18 protein-coding genes are annotated in these 17,638 nt (G+C 65.7%); 5 read left to right on the top strand and 13 right to left on the bottom strand.

The genetic code is table 11. The features are described from left to right. Window positions 1-2 precede the first annotated feature (2 nt). Both B5E42_RS05960 and B5E42_RS05955 read right to left on the bottom strand, forming a co-directional pair. Window positions 3-1,667: an HlyD family efflux transporter periplasmic adaptor subunit gene (locus B5E42_RS05960; RefSeq protein WP_087237658.1), complete on the bottom strand. Its 1,665-nt coding sequence runs from the start codon at window positions 1,665-1,667 to the stop codon at window positions 3-5. A 26-nt stretch (window positions 1,668-1,693) separates the two neighbouring features. Next, window positions 1,694-2,314: a TetR/AcrR family transcriptional regulator gene (locus B5E42_RS05955; protein ID WP_087237656.1), complete on the bottom strand. Its 621-nt coding sequence runs from the start codon at window positions 2,312-2,314 to the stop codon at window positions 1,694-1,696. Window positions 2,315-2,619: 305 nt separating this feature from the next. Here B5E42_RS05955 and B5E42_RS05950 point away from each other — a divergent pair, with 305 nt between their 5' ends. Next, entirely contained in the window at window positions 2,620-2,955 is a 336-nt protein-coding gene (locus B5E42_RS05950; protein ID WP_162613918.1) for a helix-turn-helix transcriptional regulator, read from the top strand. A 109-nt stretch (window positions 2,956-3,064) separates the two neighbouring features. After that, window positions 3,065-3,802, top strand: a complete 738-nt coding sequence (locus tag B5E42_RS05945) for a M23 family metallopeptidase (protein WP_087237652.1) — start codon at window positions 3,065-3,067, stop codon at window positions 3,800-3,802. Between the two features lie 96 nt (window positions 3,803-3,898). On the opposite strand, the gene B5E42_RS05940 is transcribed toward B5E42_RS05945, so the two are convergent. The 3 genes from B5E42_RS05940 to B5E42_RS05930 form a co-directional block, all read right to left on the bottom strand. After that, the gene (locus tag B5E42_RS05940) at window positions 3,899-4,429 is read right to left on the bottom strand and encodes a cob(I)yrinic acid a,c-diamide adenosyltransferase (RefSeq protein ID WP_087237650.1); all 531 of its coding nucleotides are present in this window, start codon (window positions 4,427-4,429) and stop codon (window positions 3,899-3,901) included. A 125-nt stretch (window positions 4,430-4,554) separates the two neighbouring features. Next, window positions 4,555-5,907, bottom strand: a complete 1,353-nt coding sequence (locus B5E42_RS05935; protein WP_087237648.1) for an MFS transporter — start codon at window positions 5,905-5,907, stop codon at window positions 4,555-4,557. A gap of 790 nt (window positions 5,908-6,697) precedes the next feature. Continuing rightward, window positions 6,698-7,894, bottom strand: a complete 1,197-nt coding sequence (locus B5E42_RS05930; protein WP_087237645.1) for an acetate kinase — start codon at window positions 7,892-7,894, stop codon at window positions 6,698-6,700. A 149-nt stretch (window positions 7,895-8,043) separates the two neighbouring features. Between B5E42_RS05930 and B5E42_RS05925 the strand changes: the two genes are divergently transcribed. Further along, the gene (locus tag B5E42_RS05925; RefSeq protein WP_087237642.1) at window positions 8,044-9,207 is read left to right on the top strand and encodes a nucleotidyltransferase family protein; all 1,164 of its coding nucleotides are present in this window, start codon (window positions 8,044-8,046) and stop codon (window positions 9,205-9,207) included. Window positions 9,208-9,228: 21 nt separating this feature from the next. Here the strand turns inward: B5E42_RS05925 and B5E42_RS05920 are convergent, their stop codons facing one another. The 3 genes from B5E42_RS05920 to B5E42_RS05910 form a co-directional block, all read right to left on the bottom strand. Continuing rightward, a complete protein-coding gene (locus tag B5E42_RS05920) occupies window positions 9,229-10,098 on the bottom strand; it encodes a hypothetical protein (RefSeq protein ID WP_087237640.1) in 870 nt (289 codons plus the stop codon). Window positions 10,099-10,231: 133 nt separating this feature from the next. Then, on the bottom strand, window positions 10,232-11,125 hold the full coding sequence (locus B5E42_RS05915; RefSeq protein WP_242967035.1) for a rhomboid family intramembrane serine protease: 894 nt from the start codon (window positions 11,123-11,125) through the stop codon (window positions 10,232-10,234). A 106-nt stretch (window positions 11,126-11,231) separates the two neighbouring features. Next, on the bottom strand, window positions 11,232-13,550 hold the full coding sequence (locus B5E42_RS05910) for a polysaccharide pyruvyl transferase family protein (protein ID WP_087237638.1): 2,319 nt from the start codon (window positions 13,548-13,550) through the stop codon (window positions 11,232-11,234). 224 nt (window positions 13,551-13,774) lie between these two features. Between B5E42_RS05910 and B5E42_RS05905 the strand changes: the two genes are divergently transcribed. Further along, entirely contained in the window at window positions 13,775-14,017 is a 243-nt protein-coding gene (locus B5E42_RS05905; protein ID WP_087237636.1) for an AbrB/MazE/SpoVT family DNA-binding domain-containing protein, read from the top strand. 162 nt (window positions 14,018-14,179) lie between these two features. Here the strand turns inward: B5E42_RS05905 and rsmI are convergent, their stop codons facing one another. Genes rsmI through B5E42_RS05880 form a run of 5 tightly spaced genes read right to left on the bottom strand, consistent with a single transcriptional unit; the run spans window position 14,180 to window position 17,126 of the window. Further along, entirely contained in the window at window positions 14,180-15,022 is an 843-nt protein-coding gene (gene rsmI, locus B5E42_RS05900; protein WP_087237634.1) for a 16S rRNA (cytidine(1402)-2'-O)-methyltransferase, read from the bottom strand. Between the two features lie 16 nt (window positions 15,023-15,038). After that, window positions 15,039-15,680 carry a methyltransferase gene (locus B5E42_RS05895; protein WP_087237632.1) on the bottom strand — a complete coding sequence of 214 codons (642 nt, stop codon included), beginning with the start codon at window positions 15,678-15,680 and terminating at the stop codon, window positions 15,039-15,041. After that, a complete protein-coding gene (locus B5E42_RS05890) occupies window positions 15,677-16,303 on the bottom strand; it encodes a CoA pyrophosphatase (protein ID WP_242967034.1) in 627 nt (208 codons plus the stop codon). Before B5E42_RS05890 ends, B5E42_RS05895 begins: the two co-directional genes overlap by 4 nt. Continuing rightward, a complete protein-coding gene (locus tag B5E42_RS05885) occupies window positions 16,285-16,908 on the bottom strand; it encodes a CatA-like O-acetyltransferase (protein WP_087237628.1) in 624 nt (207 codons plus the stop codon). The genes B5E42_RS05890 and B5E42_RS05885 overlap by 19 nt, the downstream gene beginning before the upstream one ends. Further along, the gene (locus B5E42_RS05880; RefSeq protein WP_087237626.1) at window positions 16,905-17,126 is read right to left on the bottom strand and encodes a helix-turn-helix transcriptional regulator; all 222 of its coding nucleotides are present in this window, start codon (window positions 17,124-17,126) and stop codon (window positions 16,905-16,907) included. The genes B5E42_RS05885 and B5E42_RS05880 overlap by 4 nt, the downstream gene beginning before the upstream one ends. Window positions 17,127-17,210: 84 nt before the next feature. Between B5E42_RS05880 and B5E42_RS05875 the strand changes: the two genes are divergently transcribed. Beyond that, window positions 17,211-17,438, top strand: a complete 228-nt coding sequence (locus B5E42_RS05875; protein ID WP_087237624.1) for a hypothetical protein — start codon at window positions 17,211-17,213, stop codon at window positions 17,436-17,438. The last annotated feature ends 200 nt before the right edge of the window (window positions 17,439-17,638 follow it).

Here is a 17,638-nt window from a genome sequence, read left to right as displayed (position 1 = left end):
GCTTACTCCATCCCCATTGCGCTCATCAGGCTGGAGCCCTGGGGGCTGAGGGCCAGCACCACGTCGCCCTCCTCCAGGCCGTCCAGGATCTCGATGTAGTTGTCGTCGTTGCGGCCCAGGGTCACCTGGCGGCTCTCGGTGGCGGTGATGTCCGCGATGCTGCCGTCCTCGTCCAGGCAGCCGGGCAGGGCCACCAGCACGGTGTTCCCCCGCTCCACCGCCTCCACAGGCAGGGTGAGCACATTGCCCGCCTCCTCCACGATCACCCGGGCGGACACGTTCATGCCGGGGTAGAGCTCCTCCGGGGAGCCGTCCACCAGCACGGTCACCGGGTAGGTGGTGTTGCCGCTGGTGGTGGTGCCGTTGATGTTGATCTTGTCCACCACGCCGGTGAAGCTCTGGCCGTCCAGGGCGTTGGCGGTGATCTCCACCTTCTGGCCCACCCGGATCTGGCTGATATCCTCCTCGCTGATGTCCATGTCGAAGGTGAGCTGGGAGCGGTCGTAGATCACCGCGGCGTAGGAGGCGGAGGCGCCGGAGCCGGTCATGCCGCCCATGTTGTCCCCCACGTCCAGGTTCTTCTCGATCACCTCACCGTCGATGGTGGAGGTGATGGTGTAGTCCTCCAGCTGCCGCTGGGCGTTCTGGAGGGAGAGCTGGGCATTCTCCAGGGCGATGCGGGCGTTCTCGATCTGGCTGTCCAGGTCGGACTCCGAAATCACGCCGATCACCTGCCCGTCGGCCACCCGGTCGCCCTCCCGGATGCTGAGCACATCCAGATCGCCGGCGGCCTCGGCGGTGATCTGGCCGGAGGCGGCGTATGTAAAGGTATTGCCCGAGGCGCAGGCCAGGCCGTTCACAGAGGCGGTGCCCCGGCTGGCGTCGGTGAGGACGCCGGGGTTATCCACCCGGATGGTCACCTGCCGCACCAGGGTGCCGCCGGGGCCCACGCTGTCGGTGGCGGCGATGGAGTCCACCGTGCCGGTGAGCTGCTCCGCCGTGCCGTCCACCATGACGGCGGCGGGCTGGCCCGCGTAGAAGCCGGCCGCGTCGGCGGAGTGGAAGGGCACCTCCAGCTTCATGTGGTCACGATCCAGCACGTCGGCGATGACGGTGCCCACCGTCACGGCGTCACCCTGATCCACATACAGCTCGGTGATGATGCCGCCGTCCTCGGCGGTGACATTCCGGTTTTTCTGGTTATCGCTCTGGGTCTCCAGCAGATCGTCCAGGGCCAGCTGGGCGGACTGGACGTTGAGCTGGAGCTGCTGGATGTTGTTCTCCACGCTGCCGGCGTCGATGCGGAAGAGCACATCCCCCTTGTGGACGGTCTGCCCCTCCTCAAAGGGGGCCTCCAGGATCTCGCCGCTGACCAGGCTGGTCACCCGGTAGGCGCTGATGGGCTCGATGGTGCCGGTGCCGGAGACCGAGACCGTCATGTCCCGCATCTCGGCGGTGTAGGGCAGATAGACGGAGCTGAGGGCCTGCTGCCCCGCGCCCATGCACCGGGAGAGCAGGAAGGCCAGCAGGGCCACGATCACCAGGATGATGATCAGCCGCTTGACCCACTTGCGCTTCTTCCTGGGTGCCTGGAACTGGGGAATCTTCTTCTCCGGCGCCGACGGAGCCGACGCGGATCCCTCCGGCTTGACTTGGGTTGCTTCCATAGTGGTTTCTCCTTTTCTTTCCTTTGCTATGACTCACAGCAGGGGGCGGGCTTGGCCGCCGCGCCCCGCTGCAGGAGGCTGAACACGCGCTCCAGGTGCTCCCGCTGATCCGACCGACCGCCGCCGGCGCATCCGGCCGTCAGCGCGCTGAGGGTGGAGATGGCCAGCAGGCGGAAGAGATCCGCCAGATCCGTCTCGGCCCGCAGATCCAGCCGGGAGAGATCCACCTGCGGCCGCAGGCGCTCCAGCACCGCGCCGGGGCGCAGCCCCTCCAGCAGCAGCCCGGGCTGCATCTGCCGGTTCCGGTGCAGGATGGCCGCCAGCTCCTGAAAGGGCACGCTCTCCCGGTTGGCCTGGATAAAGTCAAACAGGGCCAGGAACGCGGCGAAGAGATCCCCGCCGTTGCGCGCCAGCTGCGCGCCCATCCAGTCCGACAGCATGCCGCTGTAGGTCTCCATCAGGAAGCGGAAGAGCTCCTCCTTGTCGGTAAAGTACATGTAGAAGCTGCCCCGGGGAATGCCGGCCGCCCGGATCATCCGGTTGACCGAGGCCTCCTCGTAGGGCGCCCGGGCAAATTCCGCCCGGGCCGCCGACAGGAGCCGCTCCCGCTTCTCCGCCGGCAGATTGTAAAACGTTGTGCTGGGCATGGCGTCCCTCCTGACCTGACAAGCTGTCACATATCATAGACGACAGCCTGTCATATGTCAACGGAGCCGGCCAAAAATTCGCAGTTCGTTCACAATTTCCCCGACGGGGAACAGCTTACCAGAATTGTATGAAAGCAGGGATGAAGGAAACATTAAAAATTCCTTAAAACAGGCCCGGCGCGGTGGCGCAGGCTCCATTATAAATCTTTGATAATAAGAAAGTAACTATTATTTCTGTATTTTTAAGAATCAGAGGGGGAACCGTTCCTTCTTCGATTACAATGGACAAAAAGGAGCGTGTGGCTATGGAGGAGTTTGGCTTTGCCCTGCGGGTGGCCCGGGAGAAGCGCGGGCTGACCCAGACCCAGGTGATGCAGCTGACCGGAATCAACAACAAGACTCTCTCGGGATATGAGAACGGGGTTTCGGAGCCGGATCTCCAGACCCTGGCCACCCTGCTTAGGCTGTACCACGCCTCCGCCGACCGGCTGCTCCGGCTGGAGTCCAGGCCCCAGGCCCGGGGCCTTTCGGCGGATGAGGCCCAGCTGCTGGCCCTGTACCGCGCCCTGCCGGAGGAAACCCGGGGGGAGGTCTCGGCCATGCTCCGGGCCCTGGCCGATCACCACCGGGAGAGCACCTAGGGCTTGTTTGAACATTGGCGATGTCCAGACAAGCCCCGGAAAAAATTTGGAATTCCATGTATAACCAGCTCCGGGCCTGTCCACAATAGGGCTCGGAGGTGCTAATCATATGAAAAAACCGTTCCACCAGCGTGTGGGCGACTTCCTGGAGGGCAAGGGCTTCTACATAGTCCTGTTCCTCTGCGTCGCCGCAATAGGAATTTCGGGCTATTATCTCTTTGACTCCCTCACCCGTGACGGGCCGGACGCCCCCGTGGCGGCCACGGCGGAGATTACCGTCACCCCCACGCCGGCGCCGGTGCGCACACCCGCCCGGCCGGAGCACTCGGTGCCCGCGGCCGTCCGGCCGTCGGTCGTGCCGACCCCGGCGGCGGAGTCCACCCCCGAGCCGACCCCCGCCGCCGCGCCGACCCCGGAGCCCGCGCCCCAGACGGCCCCCACGTCCTTCACCTGGCCCGTCCGGGGGGAGCTGGTCGCCGCCTTCAGCGTGGACGAGCTGATGTATAATCCCACCATGGACGACTGGCGCACCCATGACGGTGTGGACATCGCCGCCGCTCTGGGCAGCCAGGTGTGCGCGGCGGCGGACGGCACCGTCTCCGCCGTCAGCCAGGATCCCCTGATGGGCACCGTCGTCACCGTCAGCCACGGCGGAGGCCTTACCAGCACCTACGCCAACCTGGCCGCCGAGGCCATGGTGGAGGCGGGCGACCATGTGAACGCCGGGCAGGTGCTGGGCACGGTGGGGGACACCGCCATCGCCGAGAGCGCCCTGGCCAGCCATCTGCATTTTGCCATGGCCCTGGACGGCGCCGCCGTGGATCCCGGGGAATACCTCCCCGAATAAGCGTTTTCCTCTCTTCCCTTCCTTTCCCTTTCCGGTCTTCCCAGAGACAGTGGGCGGGGGCATGGCGCAGCGCCATGCCCCCGCCCACTGCTTTTCCTAAAACTCGATCTCCCGGCGGGCGGTGACGCCCTGGTCGTAGGGGTGCTTCTCCTTGGCCATGCGGGTGATGTAGTGGGCCCGGGCGGCCAGCTGCTCCGGCAGGCTGTGGCCGGTGAGCACCACCTCCAGCCCCGCCGGGCGGTGATCCAGGAAGGAGCACAGCGCCTCCAGGGAGAGAAAGCCATGAGTGGCGTCGATCACCTCATCCAGCACCAGCAGGCGGGCCTCCCGCGCCTGGGCCAGCTCCACGGCCTGCTGGAAGAGGGCGGCGCACTCGGCCGCGGTGGCGGCCTTCTCCGCCTCATCCATCTGGAAGGTGAACTTGTGGATGCCCTTGCTGCGCAGGACGGTGAGCTCGGGAAAGCGCTCCGCCGCCGCCACCTCGCCGCAGGGGCTGCTCTTGAGGAACTGGGCGATCACCGCCCGCTTCCCCCAGCCCGCACACCGGAAGGCCAGGCCGAAGGCCGCCGTGGTCTTGCCCTTGCCGTCGCCGTAGTAGATGTGTACCAAACCCTGCTGCTCTGCCATAAAACTTCCTCGATTCTGATAGGATAAGGCCAGTATAGCAGACGGAGCGGCCGGGCGCAACCAAAACAGGAGGCCGCCCGACGGGCGGCCTCCTGAGGAGAATCGCTGTGGAGTTGGGGAAGGGCTCAGCCCTTGTGGGCGGCCATCCAGTCGCGGTTGAAGCGGTGCTCGTCCACCAGCAGCACCAGCACCACGTTCACCAGGGCCACGCCGGCGAACACCAGGTAGGCCATCTTGATCTCGCCGCCGGTCATCTTCTGGACAACGCCGTTGACCAGGAAGCACAGGGCGGTGATGGCGCCCTGGATGGGGAAGATGACGCTGTTCACCTTGTCAAAGCCCTGACGGCCGAAGATGGAGGTGGGCAGGGAGGTGGTGAAGTTGGCGGAGCCGCCGATGCCCATGGCGATCATGAACAGGGAGATGTACACCAGGGGGGAGGAGCTGTCGGCGGCGCCGAAGTTGACCAGCAGGGCGATGGCGTACCAGATGCCGAAGCCCACCATGGTCTTCTTGGTGCCGATGGCGTCGTCGATGATGCCGATGAGCCAGGAGCCCACCACGCCGCCCAGGGCCAGGATGGTCATCACGTTCATGGCGGCCTGGGGGGTGAAGCCCAGCTGGATGTTGCGGGTGACCAGCTGGCTCATGACGCCCACGGAGCAGATCTGGAAGAAGCCGGTGGTGATGGCGGCCAGCCACAGCTCCTTGATCCGCAGCAGCGCGCCGGTGGTCCAGCCGCCGTCGCCCTCCACCGGGTCGACGGTGTCGTACTCGGTCTCATACACCCGGTCGGACACGTTGTCGGGGTTGATGCCCCGCTCCTGGGGGGTGTTGCGGATGAAGATCATGCCCAGGATGCCCAGCACGATGGCGGCGATGCCGATGGGGACGATGCCGGCGGAGAAGTTCTCGCCCACGTTGGCCAAGTCATTGCCGCCGGCGCTGAGCTGGGTGGACACGGGGGCGATCAGGATGGCCACCAGCTGCACATAGAAGGCGGAGGCGAAGTTGTGGCCCATGGTGGTGTAGCCCATGACCACGCCCTTCTTCTTGGGGAACCAGTCGGCCACCAGGGTGCCGCCCGCCACGTAGCCGGCGGACATGATGCTGCCGTACACGAAGCACATGGCAATGGTGTAGACCGCAATGCTGGGGGCGTTGCAGGCGATGATGTAGGTGATGCCGGAGATGATGCAGCACACGCCGGAGGTGATGCGGGGGCCGATCTTGTTGTTGATCTGGCCCACGATGATGAAGAACACCACGCCCACGATGCCGGCTAGGGAGTTCATGTTCATGATGTCGCCCTGTTCCAGGCCCAGGCGGTGGGCCACGTTGGGCGCCGTGATGTTGGCGCCGTCGTTGCACATGCCCACGTACAGGAAGAACATCAGCAGACAGTAGATGATAACGACCCAGCCCACGCCGAAGTTGACGACCGAGGTCTTGTTGTCATTGGTCGGTTTTTTTGCCATTTTGTTCCCTCTTCTCTCGTCAGATTTTCGGGCGGCGGCCTACGGCCGATAGCGGTCCGGCGCCCTGTGCGAGGTATACTCTAACCGGAGGACGGAATTCTTGCAATCCCCACAAAGTAGTAAGCAAATTACCAAAAAGTAATCAGTAACGGCGAGGTGAGTGATTGGTTTTTGTGCATATTATCAAAAAATGAAGGGGGATCTTTTGGGCCGGAAAAGGGGAAATGGAAGACTGATAAATCTAGAATCGGCAGTTTCCACAAGTGAGGCGCGCGAAATTTGGCACCCCCCGCGGGGGCGCGGAACCCCGCCCGGAGCCGGCGGCGGACTTTACAAAACGTTCATACCCACGTTAAACTTTGTCAACCACCGGGGCGGAAAAGAGTGGTATCTTATCATCACAGCCAAGGAACGACGAAGCTGCAAGGCCAAGGGCCGGGAACGGGCGGGGAAACGGCCGTCCGCGCCTGTTCAGTAGGAACGGCCGCCTTTGCATACTGCCCCCCGGCTGTGGGGGCAGACAAACAACACCACGCCTCCCGCGTGTTGAAAATAGAAGGCATAAAAAAGCGGCCCGGAGCTGGTACCAGCTCCGGGCCGCTTTGTCTCACAGAGTTCGCGCCGCCAGCGCGAAAAAATGGGAAATCGGTTTTCCCCGGGGACATGTGCCTCGGGGAAAACACAGCTCAGGCCCCAAGTGTGGAGACAGCCGCCAAGGGCGGCTGTCTCTGCGCGCAGGGGACTGCAACTCTCTTCCACAAAGCGGCTTTGCCGCTTTGTGGAAGAAGCGTTAGCCCTTGACGATGGCGGCGGTGTCCTGGGCGATCATGAGCTCCTCGTCGGTGGGGATGAGCAGCACCTTCACCTTGGAGTCGGCGGCGGAGATGACGGTCTCCTTGCCGCGGACGTTGTTGGCCGCGGCGTCCATCTTCACGCCCATGAACTCCAGGCCGGAGGCGATGTTCATGCGGGTGTTGGCGTCGTTCTCGCCCACTCCGGCGGTAAACACGATGGCGTCCACCCCGCCCATGGCGGCGGCATAGGCGCCCACCAGCTTCTTCACGCTGTACTGGAAGGCCTCCAGAGCCAGAGCAGCCCGCTGGTTGCCGTCGTTGGCGGCGTTCTCGATGTCGCGGAAGTCGGAGGACACGCCGGAGATGCCCAGCACGCCGGACTTCTTGTTGAGGATGTTCATCATTTCCTTCATGTCATACCCGTGCTTGTTCATCAGGTACTCCAGGATGCCGGCGTCCAGATCGCCGGAGCGGGTGCCCATGGGCACGCCGGCCAGGGGGGTGAAGCCCATGGAGGTGTCCACGCTCTTGCCGCAGTCCACGGCGGCCACGGAGGAGCCGTTGCCCAGGTGGCAGGTGATGATCTTCAGCTCCTCGATAGGCTTGCCCAGCATGGCGGCGGCCCGGGCGGACACATAGCGGTGGGAGGTGCCGTGGAAGCCGTAGCGGCGCACCTTGTCGTTCTCATAGTACTCGTAGGGCAGGGCGTAGATATAGCTCTTGGCGGGCATGGTCTGGTGGAAGGCGGTGTCGAACACGGCCACCATGGGCACGCCGGGCATGACCTTCTCGCAGGCCTTGATGCCGGTGATGTTGGCAGGGTTGTGGAGAGGGGCCAGGGGGATGCACTCGTCGATGGCGGCCATCACGTCGTCGGTGATGCGCACGGAGGAGGCGAACTTCTCGCCGCCGTGAACCACACGGTGGCCCACCGCGTCGATCTCGGAGGCGCTCTTGATCACGCCGTGCTCGGCGGACAGCAGGGCGTCCAGCACGGCCTGAATGGCCTCGGCGTGGGTGGGCATGGGGATCTCGAACTCATACTTGGCGTCCTTGGCGGGCACCTTGTGGGTCAGGCGGCCGTCGATGCCGATGCGCTCGCACAGGCCCTTGGCAAAGACCTCCTTGGTTTCGGGATCCATCAGCTGATACTTGAGGGAGGAGCTGCCGGCGTTGATGACCAGAATTTTCATGGGACTAATCTCTCCTTAAATGATAATGTGGCTTGTCGCCCGGTCTTTCCCGTAGTAAACTATATTCTAGCCCCTTTTTGGTAAAAGGACAACCCATAATTTAGAAGAAACTTCGGATTTTTTTACTTGTGAGTTTGGAGGTTCAGCCCATGGAGACAGCGGGCATTGTGGCCGAGTACAACCCCTTCCACAGGGGCCACGCCTGGCACATCGCCGAGACCCGGCGGCGGCTGGGCGGGGACGCCCCCGTGGTGTGCGTCATGAGCGGCCACTGGGTTCAGCGGGGGGAGTGCGCCCTGGCGGACAAGTGGCTGCGGGCGGCCCTGGCCCTAGACCGCGGGGCCGACCTGGTGGTGGAGCTGCCCACCCCCTGGGCCATGGCCTCGGCGGAGAGCTTCGCCCGGGGGGCGGTGTCCCTGCTGGCCGCCACCGGGGTGGTGGACGTGCTCTCCTTCGGCAGCGAGATGGGGGAGCTGGCCCCGCTGGAAGAGGCGGCGGCGGCCCTGGACGCTCCGGACTACCCGGAAAGGCTGCGCGCCGCCCTGGGGCGGGGCCTGTCCTTCCCGGCGGCCCGGCAGGAGGCCGCCGGGGCGGCCTGCCTGTCCGCCCCCAACAACAACCTGGGAGTGGAGTACCTGCGCTCCCTCAGGGCCCTGGGCAGCACCATCCGCCCCCTGACCGTCCCCCGGCAGGGGGCGGGCCACGACGGCCCCTCCGCCGGGGGGTATGCCTCCGCCTCGGAGCTGCGGAGGCTGCTTCGGGCGGGGCGGGGAGCGGAGGCCGCGCCCTATCTCACCGCCCCCTGGTCGGGGGAGTTTGCGGACATGCAGCATATCGAGCGGGCGGTGCTGGCCCGCCTGCGCACCATGGGCGAGGGGGACTGGGCCGCCCTCCCCGACGGCGGGGGGGCGGAGGGCCTGCCCTCCCGGCTGGCAAAGGCCGCCCGGGAGGCGGTGAGCCTGGAGGATTTCTACGCCAGGGCCAAGACCAGGCGCTACCCCCACGCCCGGCTGCGGCGGCTGGCCCTGGCGGCCTTCCTGGGCCTGCGGGCGGCGGAGCGCCCCGCCGCGCCCCCCTATGTGCGGGTGCTGGGCCTGGGCGGCCGGGGGCGGGCGCTGCTGCGGAGAATGAAGGACACCTGCCCCCTGCCGGTGATCGTCAAGCCCGCCCAGGCCAGGGAGCTGGACGGCCCGGCCCGGACGCTTTTCGAGTCGGAGGCCCGGTACACCGACCTGTACGGCCTGTGCTTCCCCGCGCCCCGGCCCTGCGGGGCGGAGTGGATCCACAGCCCGGTGGTGGGGGAGAGGGCCTGACGGGCGGGATCGGCCCCGCCCCTACCCCGCCTTTTTCCGCCGAGCCCGGCGGATCAGCCAGACCAGAAGCACCACCGCCGCTGCCGCCGGAAGCCCGGCAAAGAGGAGGAGCAGGGGCAGCCCCATCACCATGAAGGCCTGAAACTGGTAGGAGGAGAGCCGGTCGGCCAGGGTGATGCGCGGCTCCGGGTAGAGCGTAAAGGTCAGCTCTCCGTCGGGCAGACTGTCGAAGTGGGCGGTATAGCGCCGTTCCCCCGCCTCCTCCAGGGGGAGGGAGGACTGTATCACGTAGGGGGATGACTCCGGGGTGGTGACGGCCACATCCAGCGTGCCGAAGTCCGCCCAGTGCCGGGCGGGGGAGAGCAGGTAGGTGAAGGTGTGCCGCCAGTGGCTGCTCCAATCGCTGCGGCCCAGCCCCCGGCTGGGGTAGGACACCGCCACCTCCCGGGCGGCCCCGGCGGGGAAGTCCACGGTGTAGGTGAGGGCGAAGCGGTCGGTATCCTCCGCGTCCGCCTCCGCCTTGGCGCAGGCAAACTCCACCGGCTCCCCGTCGGCGGTGATGGAGAAGCCCTCCGTGTCCAGGGCTTCCGCGCCCTCCCTGCCGTAGGTGCGGTACTGCTCCAGATAGAAGGTCATCTGCACCGGGAGGGATTCGTCCGTGGAGTTTTCCATCTGGTAGACGGCGGTGACCTGGGCGGTGAGGCCGTTCCAGCCGCCCTCCCCGCCGATGTCGAAGGTGAGCTGCTCGGCGGAGACGGTGACGGGGCAGCCCTCGTCCACCGCCAGGGCGGAGCCCCCGTCCCCGTCGCTGCGGGTGGGGGCGGAGTTGGCGGAGGCCGGTGTGAGCAGCACCAGCAGCAGCGCCAGGGCGCAGGAGAGCAGTTTTTTCATGCCGAATCCTCCCTTCCTTGATTGCGGGCTGTAATCATACCCTGATATGATTATAAAAAATCGGGGGAGGAAAGGCCACAACAGAACGGTTACAAAAAGGGGGGCGGCCCGATTGGGGCCGCCCGCCTGGTGTTTATTCGATGTGCACGTGGTTGTGGATGTGCTCGGAGCAGTAGCAGTAGTAGCCGTTGCACTTGGAGCAGTAGCGGAACTCCTCGTTGGGGTAGTCGGTGTCGGTCTTGCCGCAGACGGCGCACTTGTGGATGTAGCCCTTCTGCTGCTGGGCCTTCTTGGCAGCCTGCTTGAAGTTGATCGTCTGGCGGGAGGTGCGGTACTTCACCCGGCCGAAGAGCTGGAGGAAGTTGTCCCAGAAGAAGATGAAGTAATTGAGGATGGCCACCAGGGGGAGCACCACGCCGGGCAGGGCGGCGAGGCCCGCGGTAAAGACGCCGAACAGGCTGCTCAGGATGCTCCAGGCGAACAGGGCCGCGTCAATCCACGCCAGCCACTTGATCTTGATGGGGATGATGAAGAACAGCAGCACCCGCATGTCGGGGTACAGGGTGGCGAAGGCGAAGAACAGGGACATGTTCACATAGGTCATGTCGGCGGTGACCAGGTACCCCAGCAGGCCGGCGGGATAGGCGGAGGCGCTGACGGCGTACAGCACGAAGCCCACCACGATGTTGAGCACCACGCCCAGGCCGTAGAACACGTTGAACTTGGCGGTGCCCCACTCCCGCTCCAGCACCGAGCCGATCATGTAGTAGAAATACAGGGAGATGACCAGGAAAAAGAGGCGGTTGTCCATGGGGACAAAGACAAAGGTGATCAGCCGCCAGATCTGCCCGTGCAGGATATAGTAGGGGGAAAAGGCCAGCAGGCCGGACAGGGACACGCCGTAGCTGAACTGATCCAGCAGCCACACCAGGGCGCTGCCCACCACGATGACCAGCATGAGATTGGGTATGCCGAACCGGGGGTGCTTGTAGCAGAACCGATCCAGCCAGCGTTGGATTGCACTCAAGACAAACTTACCTCCCACAGGCGGGCCGCAGGCCGCCATACTGTTTCCATAGTGTACCAGCATCGGGGGAAAAATTCACGAACAAACTGTAAACCTTTCGCCCTCGTTATTTCAGAATTTTGCGGAGCTTCTCCTTCATGGCCGGGGTGAGCACCCTGGCCGCCGCCCGGTAGGGCAGGGAGGGTAGGGCCAGGAAGCGCCTCTCCACCTCGGCAAAGGGCAGGGCGGAAAAGGCGGAGAAGAAGGCGGCCCGGCGGGGATTGGCCTTCAGGGGGGTGGCCAGCCGGGGGTTGCCCGCCACCGCCTCGGCCAGGGGGCGCTCCACCTGGCCGAACCGGCCGGACAGGGCGTCGAACACCTGCTGCCCCCGGGCGGAGTTCACCAGCACCATGGACACGCCTTTGTCCCGCTCCACCGGCAGGGCCAGCTTCTCGTCCAGGCCCCAGTAGTCGGCCAGGGTGAAGTCGGCGGGGCGGCTGGTGGAGGTGTACCGGCACTTGGCGCAGGCGGGCCGCAGGAAGAGCTGCATCCCGAAGCCCCGGCCGTAGCCGGTGCGGTTGAAGTCCTCGGTGTAAACGCCCCCGTCGGCAAACTCCGCCGTGAACCAGGGGTGAGACCAGCCGTGGGACTTGTCCTTGAAGCGCACCGACACCACCTTAGAGCCGTGTGCCGCCTCCAGGCTGTCCAGGTACGCCCGAAACACCGTCGGGGAGGGCACCCCGTGGCACACCAGGTCGCAGGTGAGCAGGCTGGGGTAGTCCTTCCCCAGATACCGCTTCAGCCCGTCCACCTGGCAGGGCACGCCGGAGAAGAGGACGGGGGTGCCCGCCTCCAGCAGCTCTTTGACCTCACGGAAGGAGCTGCCGAGGTCGCTCTGCACATACTTGGAGCCCCGCATGGGGGCCAGCCCTTCCTCCGAGCGGGCGCACACGTGGCGGGCGGTCATGTCATCGTCCAGCACGGAGCCGAACACCGCGCCCCCCTGCTCCAGCACGTGCCGGGCCAGCAGGGAGAAGAAGCCGCCGGAGGAGCTGGCCAGGCGCTCGGCCTCGTCACTGTTCCACACCGCGTGTGCCGCCGCCGGGGCGGGGCCGGGCACCGGCGGGTGGAGGATGGGGCAGGTCTGCTCGCACCTGCGGCACAGGATGCAGGCATCCCCCGCCGCCGGGCGGAGGAAGCCCTCGTGGTCGGGCTGCATGGTGATGGCGTTCACCGGGCACACCGACGCGCAGGCGGCGCATCCGGTGCAGTCCTCCGCCTTGCACAGCACGGGCCGGGGGGCGGCGGGGGCCTCCGGCGGCTCGTCCGGGAGGGCCGTCCCCTCGATGGCGGCCTTCAGATAGGCCAGGGAGTCCGCCCGGGCCTCGTCCAGCCGCTGATACACCTTGTCATAGTCCATGGCCGCCTCCACCGGGGCGGTGGTGTCCAGGCCGATGATCCGGTCGGCGCACCCCAGCCGGGACAGCAGGCTGTAGATGCGGGAGAAGGTGGGCTCGCTGCGCTCCCTGGGGGACATGGAGGTGAAGAAGTTCTTCCGGAACTGGAGGGAGAAGGCCGCCCCATGGAAGGAATTGGTCACCACGGCGGAGGCGTGCCGGAACAGGCCCAGGAACTCCCGGGGCCCGGCGTCAAAGACGATCTCCGAGGCCCCCTCGATCTTCCGCCGGGCCCCCGCCAGCTGGACGATGGGCCAGCCGGTGCGCCGGGACAGGGCCAGGGCGTAGGGGGCCGCCTCGGCGGGGTCGGAGACGAAGTAGCACAGGATATAGGGCCCCTGGTGCCTAGGCGGCGCGGCCAGCTCACCCCAGTCCTCCCCGTTGAGCAGCAGGGTGGGATCCAGCACCACCCGGGCCTCCCGCCCGGCGGCCTCTTGCAGCAGCACCTGCCCCCGCTTCTCCCGCACCGACAGGGCGGAGAAGGGGGCCAGGAAGTCCCGCAGCTGCGCCGCCTTGTCCGCCGGCAGCTCCGGCACACCCAGGCTGGGGGCGTAGGCGATGCGGCGGCCCTCCTTCACAAAGCCCAGCAGGAAGGCGGGGTCGAACTGCTTGTCCTGGAAGATGTAGGGGTTCCAGATCTGGTCGCTGCCCGCCACGTACACGTCGTACTCCGGCGGGGCGGCCCGGAGCTGGTCAAAGGCGGTGTACCGCTCCGGCGACAGCTTCATCTGCTCGGCCACGAAGGCCTCGAACCGCTGGAAGCGCCGCTGGAAGGCCCCGTAGTGGAGGGCGGTGTGGGCGTCGGAGGCCATGCCCCGCACGCCGCCCCCCTTTTTGAAGAGCTGGTTGGTGCGGGTGGTGTGGGGCAGGCGGTAGTCGATGATCTCGCAGCCGTGGCCCAGGCCCTGAATGGCCCTCATGGTGGCGTAGGCCTGGAGCTGGGCCCCGTAGTGGTGGGCAAAGTGGAAGGTGATCAGTCCGGTGCGCATGGCGCTCCCTCCTAAGAACAGGCACAAATCAAATCAGTATAGTATATCCCGGAAACGCCGGGCTTGTCAATGCGGGCGGCATACCTGAGAAATTCCGCCTAGCGGGCCCAGGAAAGATTTCCAGATTCCGATTGACAATCCAATACGATATGTTATAATAATGTCAGTTTGTAGAGAATTGCGGAAATATATGGATATTAGCAGGGAAAGGAAGTAACTGTTTTATGAAGTCGACTGGCATTGTGCGCAAGGTGGACGAGCTGGGGCGGATCGTGCTCCCCATTGAGCTGCGCCGCACACTGGACATTGCAGAGAAGGATTCCTTGGAAATCTACGTGGATGGGGCCTCGATCGTGCTGAAAAAGTACCAGCCCGCCTGTGTTTTCTGCGATGACGCCAAGGATGTGATCAATTTCAAGGGCAAGAACGTCTGTCCCAACTGTATCCGTGAGCTCCAGATGAAGTAATTTTTTGTTTCATAGAGTAAAACTCCCTTGCTTTTCTTGAAAAGCAAGGGAGTTTTACTTTTTGCGCGGGCCCCTGTTTCGAGCAAATTCGGCCCGGTATTTTCTCCTTCGACTAATACTATCTGTAATATACAAAATTCCAGATAATTCTAAAATAGGATATTACGCTTCGACATGCTTCCCCACGGCCCGGTCATACAGCTCGTTTTTGGGCAGGCCGGTCTCCTTGGCCGCCTGCTTGACGGCATCCCGCAGGGATAGCCCCTGCTCCCGCAGCTCCGCCACCCGCGCCAGGGCGTCCTCCGGGGCGGGGGCGGCCGCCGCTGTCTCCGGCGCGCCCTCCACCACCAGCACGAACTCCCCCCGGGGCGGATTGGCCTCGTACCACGCCGCCGCCTCCCCCAGGGTGGTGCGGCGCACCTCCTCGTGGAGCTTGGTCAGCTCCCGGCACAGGGAGATCCGCCGCTCCGGCCCGAAGGCCGCCGTCAGATCCTCCAGAGTGGCGCGCAGCTTGTGGGGGGCCTCGTAGAAAATCATGGTTCGCCGCTCCCCGGCCAGCTCCGCCAGGTGGGCGCGGCGGTTTTTCCTGTTCATGGCCAGAAAGCCCTCAAAGGTGAACCGGTCGGTGGGCAGGCCGGACACCGCCAGGGCAGTGACCAGGGCGCAGGGGCCGGGTATGGCCACCACCGGGATGTCCCGCTCCGCGCACTGGGCCACCAGCTCCTCCCCCGGGTCGGACACCGCCGGGGTGCCCGCGTCGGTGACCAGGGCCCCGTCCTCCCCGGAGAGCAGGCGCTCCAGCACCGCCTCCCCGCCGGCGCCGGTGTTGTGCCGGTAGTAGGAGAGCAGGGGCTTTTTCAGCCCCAGGTGGTTGAGCAGCTTGAGGGTCACCCGGGTGTCCTCGGCGGCGATGAAGTCCACCGCCTCCAGCGTCTCGGCGCACCGCCGGGAGATGTCCCCCAGGTTGCCGATGGGTGTGGGCACCAGATATAAGGTTCCGGCCATGGTTTTCTCCTCCGATTCAGGTATTCAGCAGGGTGGGCAGCACCGCCAGCCCCGGCCTGCCCTGCCGCACCGCCTCCACCAGGGCGGCGGAGGGGGCCTTGTCCGGCCCGTGCTGCACCAGCTGGAGCCGCTTGGGCTCCAGCCCGTGGGACTGGAGGGCGGCGAACAGCTCCGCCAGGCGCTCCGGCCGGTACACCAGGGCGAAGCGCCCCCCGTTTTTCAGCAGCCGCCCGGCGGCGGCGCACCAGCCGTCCAGGGTGCTCTCCCCCTCGGTGCGGGCCGTCCCGCCGGGGCAGCCGCGCCCCGCGGCGAAGTAGGGCGGGTTGGACACCGCCAGGGAGAAGCCCCCGGCGGGCAGGATTGTGCACACGGCCTGCACTTCTCCGGTATGAACCGTCCCCGTCAGGCCGTTTTCCGCCAGGTTCTGGCGGGCCAGGGCCCCGTCCTCCGGGGAGATTTCCACACCGGACAGCTCCAGTGTGGATTCCCGGGCCGCCAGCAGCAGAAGCAGTGCCCCCGCGCCGCAGCCCAGGTCGCACACCCTGTCCCCCCGCCGCACCGTGGCAAAGGCGGCCAGGCGCAGGCTGTCCGCCCCCAGGGGGAAGCAGCCGTCCGACTGCCGGTATACATAGGGCCCCAGCCGCTCCGGGGCCCTCACGGCATCTGCTCCATCAGGCGGCGGGTGATGCGGCCCGTCAGACCCCAGATGGGGTGGCCCGGCCAGTCGTAGATGGGCACGTCCACATGGCCGCCCCGCCAGCGGTAGCCCTGGGAGAAGCCGATGCGGTCATAGGGGAAGTCGTCCTTCACGTCGGGAATCAACTTGTAGGTGTATACCGCCGGCGGGTGAGCCCGCAGCCAGTCCACCGGCACCCAGAAGGTCTCCTTCACCTCGGCGGGGCTGGGCCGCAGCTGTTCCACCCCCTCCTGTGACAGAATGCCCAGCACCGGGTACATGGCAAAGCCGCCCTGGTGGGTGAGGAAGTCCAGCTGGGCCACCACCTCCACCGCCGGCTGTGGGATGGACAGCTCCTCCCAGGTCTCCCGCAGGGCGCAGGCCGCCGGATCCTCCCCCGCCTCCATCCTCCCGCCGGGGAAGCACACCTCCCCGGGCTGGCGGCCCAGGGTATCTGCGCGCACCTCGTACAGCAGGCACAGGCCCTCCGGCCGCTGGGCCAGGGGCACCAGCACCGCGTACTCCCGGTTTATATCCTGCAATTTGGGGGGGTGGCCCGTCCAGCGGGCCCTGAAATCGTCCAGTGTCATAGCTGCTTCATCCATTCGTTCAGAGCCTCATAGCATTTTCCCACGTGCACCCCGTCCAGCAGGCGGTGGTTCAGCTCCAGGCTGACCAGAAGGCTGGTTTTGTCCCCCTGCTCCTCCCACCGGCCCCAGGCCGCCCGGGGCACCGAGTCGGAGGGGTTCAGATCCTTCTCGTTTTTCAGCGCCGTGACAGGGAACCAGGGCAGACAGGTGAAGTAGACCAGCTGATCCCCGTCCCACGGCCCGTCGGTGATAAAGGCGGTCTGGGCCGCCGACTGCGCCTTGGCCCGGCGGCAGAAGTCCGCCGGATCCTCCCCCGCCTCCAGGGTGACGATGTGGAACAGCTCGCTGCCCGGCTTCAAGTCGGTGAAGCTGGGCACCAGGGTGTCGTGGCGGACGATCACCCCGTCCCGATCCTTGTAGTGGAAAGCGTCCACTTCCTCCATGGCCTTGGTGACGGCGTATACCATGGCCGGGTAGAAGGGCTGGTGGCTGGCCCTGTACCAGGCGCGCAGGGCGGTCACGTCCACCGGGAAGGTGAGGGTGTAGAACGGGTCGGACATGGGGGCGAAGAAGTCGTAGTGCCCCCGCCGGGGCCAGGTCTCCTTGTCAATGACGGTCATGCTTCCCCCTCCCGGCCCAGCAGATAGTCGGTGGTCACGTGGAAGTAGTCCGCCAGGGTGATCAGCATTGTGGCGGAAATATTGATATGCCCGTACTCAATTTTCTGATAGTGGCGCTCCGTGATACCCAGTAGCGCCGCCATATCTTTCTGGGTTTTTTTCTTTTCCTTCCGCAGGGGCTTCAGCCGTTCTGCCAGGCTGGGCAAAATCAGTTCCATCTTTTCCGTTATCCCCCTTGACACATCATTAAATTTCGTATATTATAAAGGCATCACATAAATTCGTGTTATGAGGTGACCAACATGTCCGACTTTCTGACCTTCCTGTACGCCCATTACATCAAGCCCTATCTGGACACCCGGCCCATGGATGACGGGGATATCTTCCGGGCCTCCCTGTGCGAAAACAATCAAACCGAGGAGACCCGAAAGGATGTGGAGGCGGTGGTGGCCTTTGCGGCGGCCCACGCCTTCCTGCTGGGGCTGCGCACCGGCGCGGGGCTGGCGGAGGAGGGCAGCCGGCAGACCTAGAGCGGCGGGGGCAAGCCCCCGCCCTACAGTCGTTCACCTCTGGGCAGACCCGCATCCCGGAGGGCAAGCCGAAGCACGGCAGACGGCGCGCCGGGTCGTCGCGCCCCACGGTACGGCAGGGACGGCGGGCGACCACAGGTCGACCCTACATTGTCGGCCCAAGGTATGCCCGCGCATGATCCCCAATTACCACAAGCGCC

The sequence above is a fragment of the Flavonifractor sp. An10 genome (assembly GCF_002161215.1).
GTDB classification, from domain to species: Bacteria; Bacillota; Clostridia; order Oscillospirales; family Oscillospiraceae; genus Flavonifractor; species Flavonifractor avistercoris.
This window is presented reverse-complemented; position numbering and strand designations above follow the sequence as displayed.

Excerpts from the sequence above, each read along its gene's own strand:
- B5E42_RS05960 (WP_087237658.1), bottom strand. The coding sequence starts at position 1,667 with ATGGAAGCAACCCAAGTCAAGCCGGAGGGATCCGCGTCGGCTCCGTCG.
- B5E42_RS05955 (WP_087237656.1), bottom strand. The coding sequence starts at position 2,314 with ATGCCCAGCACAACGTTTTACAATCTGCCGGCGGAGAAGCGGGAGCGG.
- B5E42_RS05950 (WP_162613918.1), top strand. The coding sequence starts at position 2,620 with ATGGAGGAGTTTGGCTTTGCCCTGCGGGTGGCCCGGGAGAAGCGCGGG.
- B5E42_RS05945 (WP_087237652.1), top strand. The coding sequence starts at position 3,065 with ATGAAAAAACCGTTCCACCAGCGTGTGGGCGACTTCCTGGAGGGCAAG.
- B5E42_RS05940 (WP_087237650.1), bottom strand. The coding sequence starts at position 4,429 with ATGGCAGAGCAGCAGGGTTTGGTACACATCTACTACGGCGACGGCAAG.
- B5E42_RS05935 (WP_087237648.1), bottom strand. The coding sequence starts at position 5,907 with ATGGCAAAAAAACCGACCAATGACAACAAGACCTCGGTCGTCAACTTC.
- B5E42_RS05930 (WP_087237645.1), bottom strand. The coding sequence starts at position 7,894 with ATGAAAATTCTGGTCATCAACGCCGGCAGCTCCTCCCTCAAGTATCAG.
- B5E42_RS05925 (WP_087237642.1), top strand. The coding sequence starts at position 8,044 with ATGGAGACAGCGGGCATTGTGGCCGAGTACAACCCCTTCCACAGGGGC.
- B5E42_RS05920 (WP_087237640.1), bottom strand. The coding sequence starts at position 10,098 with ATGAAAAAACTGCTCTCCTGCGCCCTGGCGCTGCTGCTGGTGCTGCTC.
- B5E42_RS05910 (WP_087237638.1), bottom strand. The coding sequence starts at position 13,550 with ATGCGCACCGGACTGATCACCTTCCACTTTGCCCACCACTACGGGGCC.
- B5E42_RS05905 (WP_087237636.1), top strand. The coding sequence starts at position 13,775 with ATGAAGTCGACTGGCATTGTGCGCAAGGTGGACGAGCTGGGGCGGATC.
- rsmI (WP_087237634.1), bottom strand. The coding sequence starts at position 15,022 with ATGGCCGGAACCTTATATCTGGTGCCCACACCCATCGGCAACCTGGGG.
- B5E42_RS05890 (WP_242967034.1), bottom strand. The coding sequence starts at position 16,303 with ATGGATGAAGCAGCTATGACACTGGACGATTTCAGGGCCCGCTGGACG.
- B5E42_RS05885 (WP_087237628.1), bottom strand. The coding sequence starts at position 16,908 with ATGACCGTCATTGACAAGGAGACCTGGCCCCGGCGGGGGCACTACGAC.
- B5E42_RS05880 (WP_087237626.1), bottom strand. The coding sequence starts at position 17,126 with ATGGAACTGATTTTGCCCAGCCTGGCAGAACGGCTGAAGCCCCTGCGG.
- B5E42_RS05875 (WP_087237624.1), top strand. The coding sequence starts at position 17,211 with ATGTCCGACTTTCTGACCTTCCTGTACGCCCATTACATCAAGCCCTAT.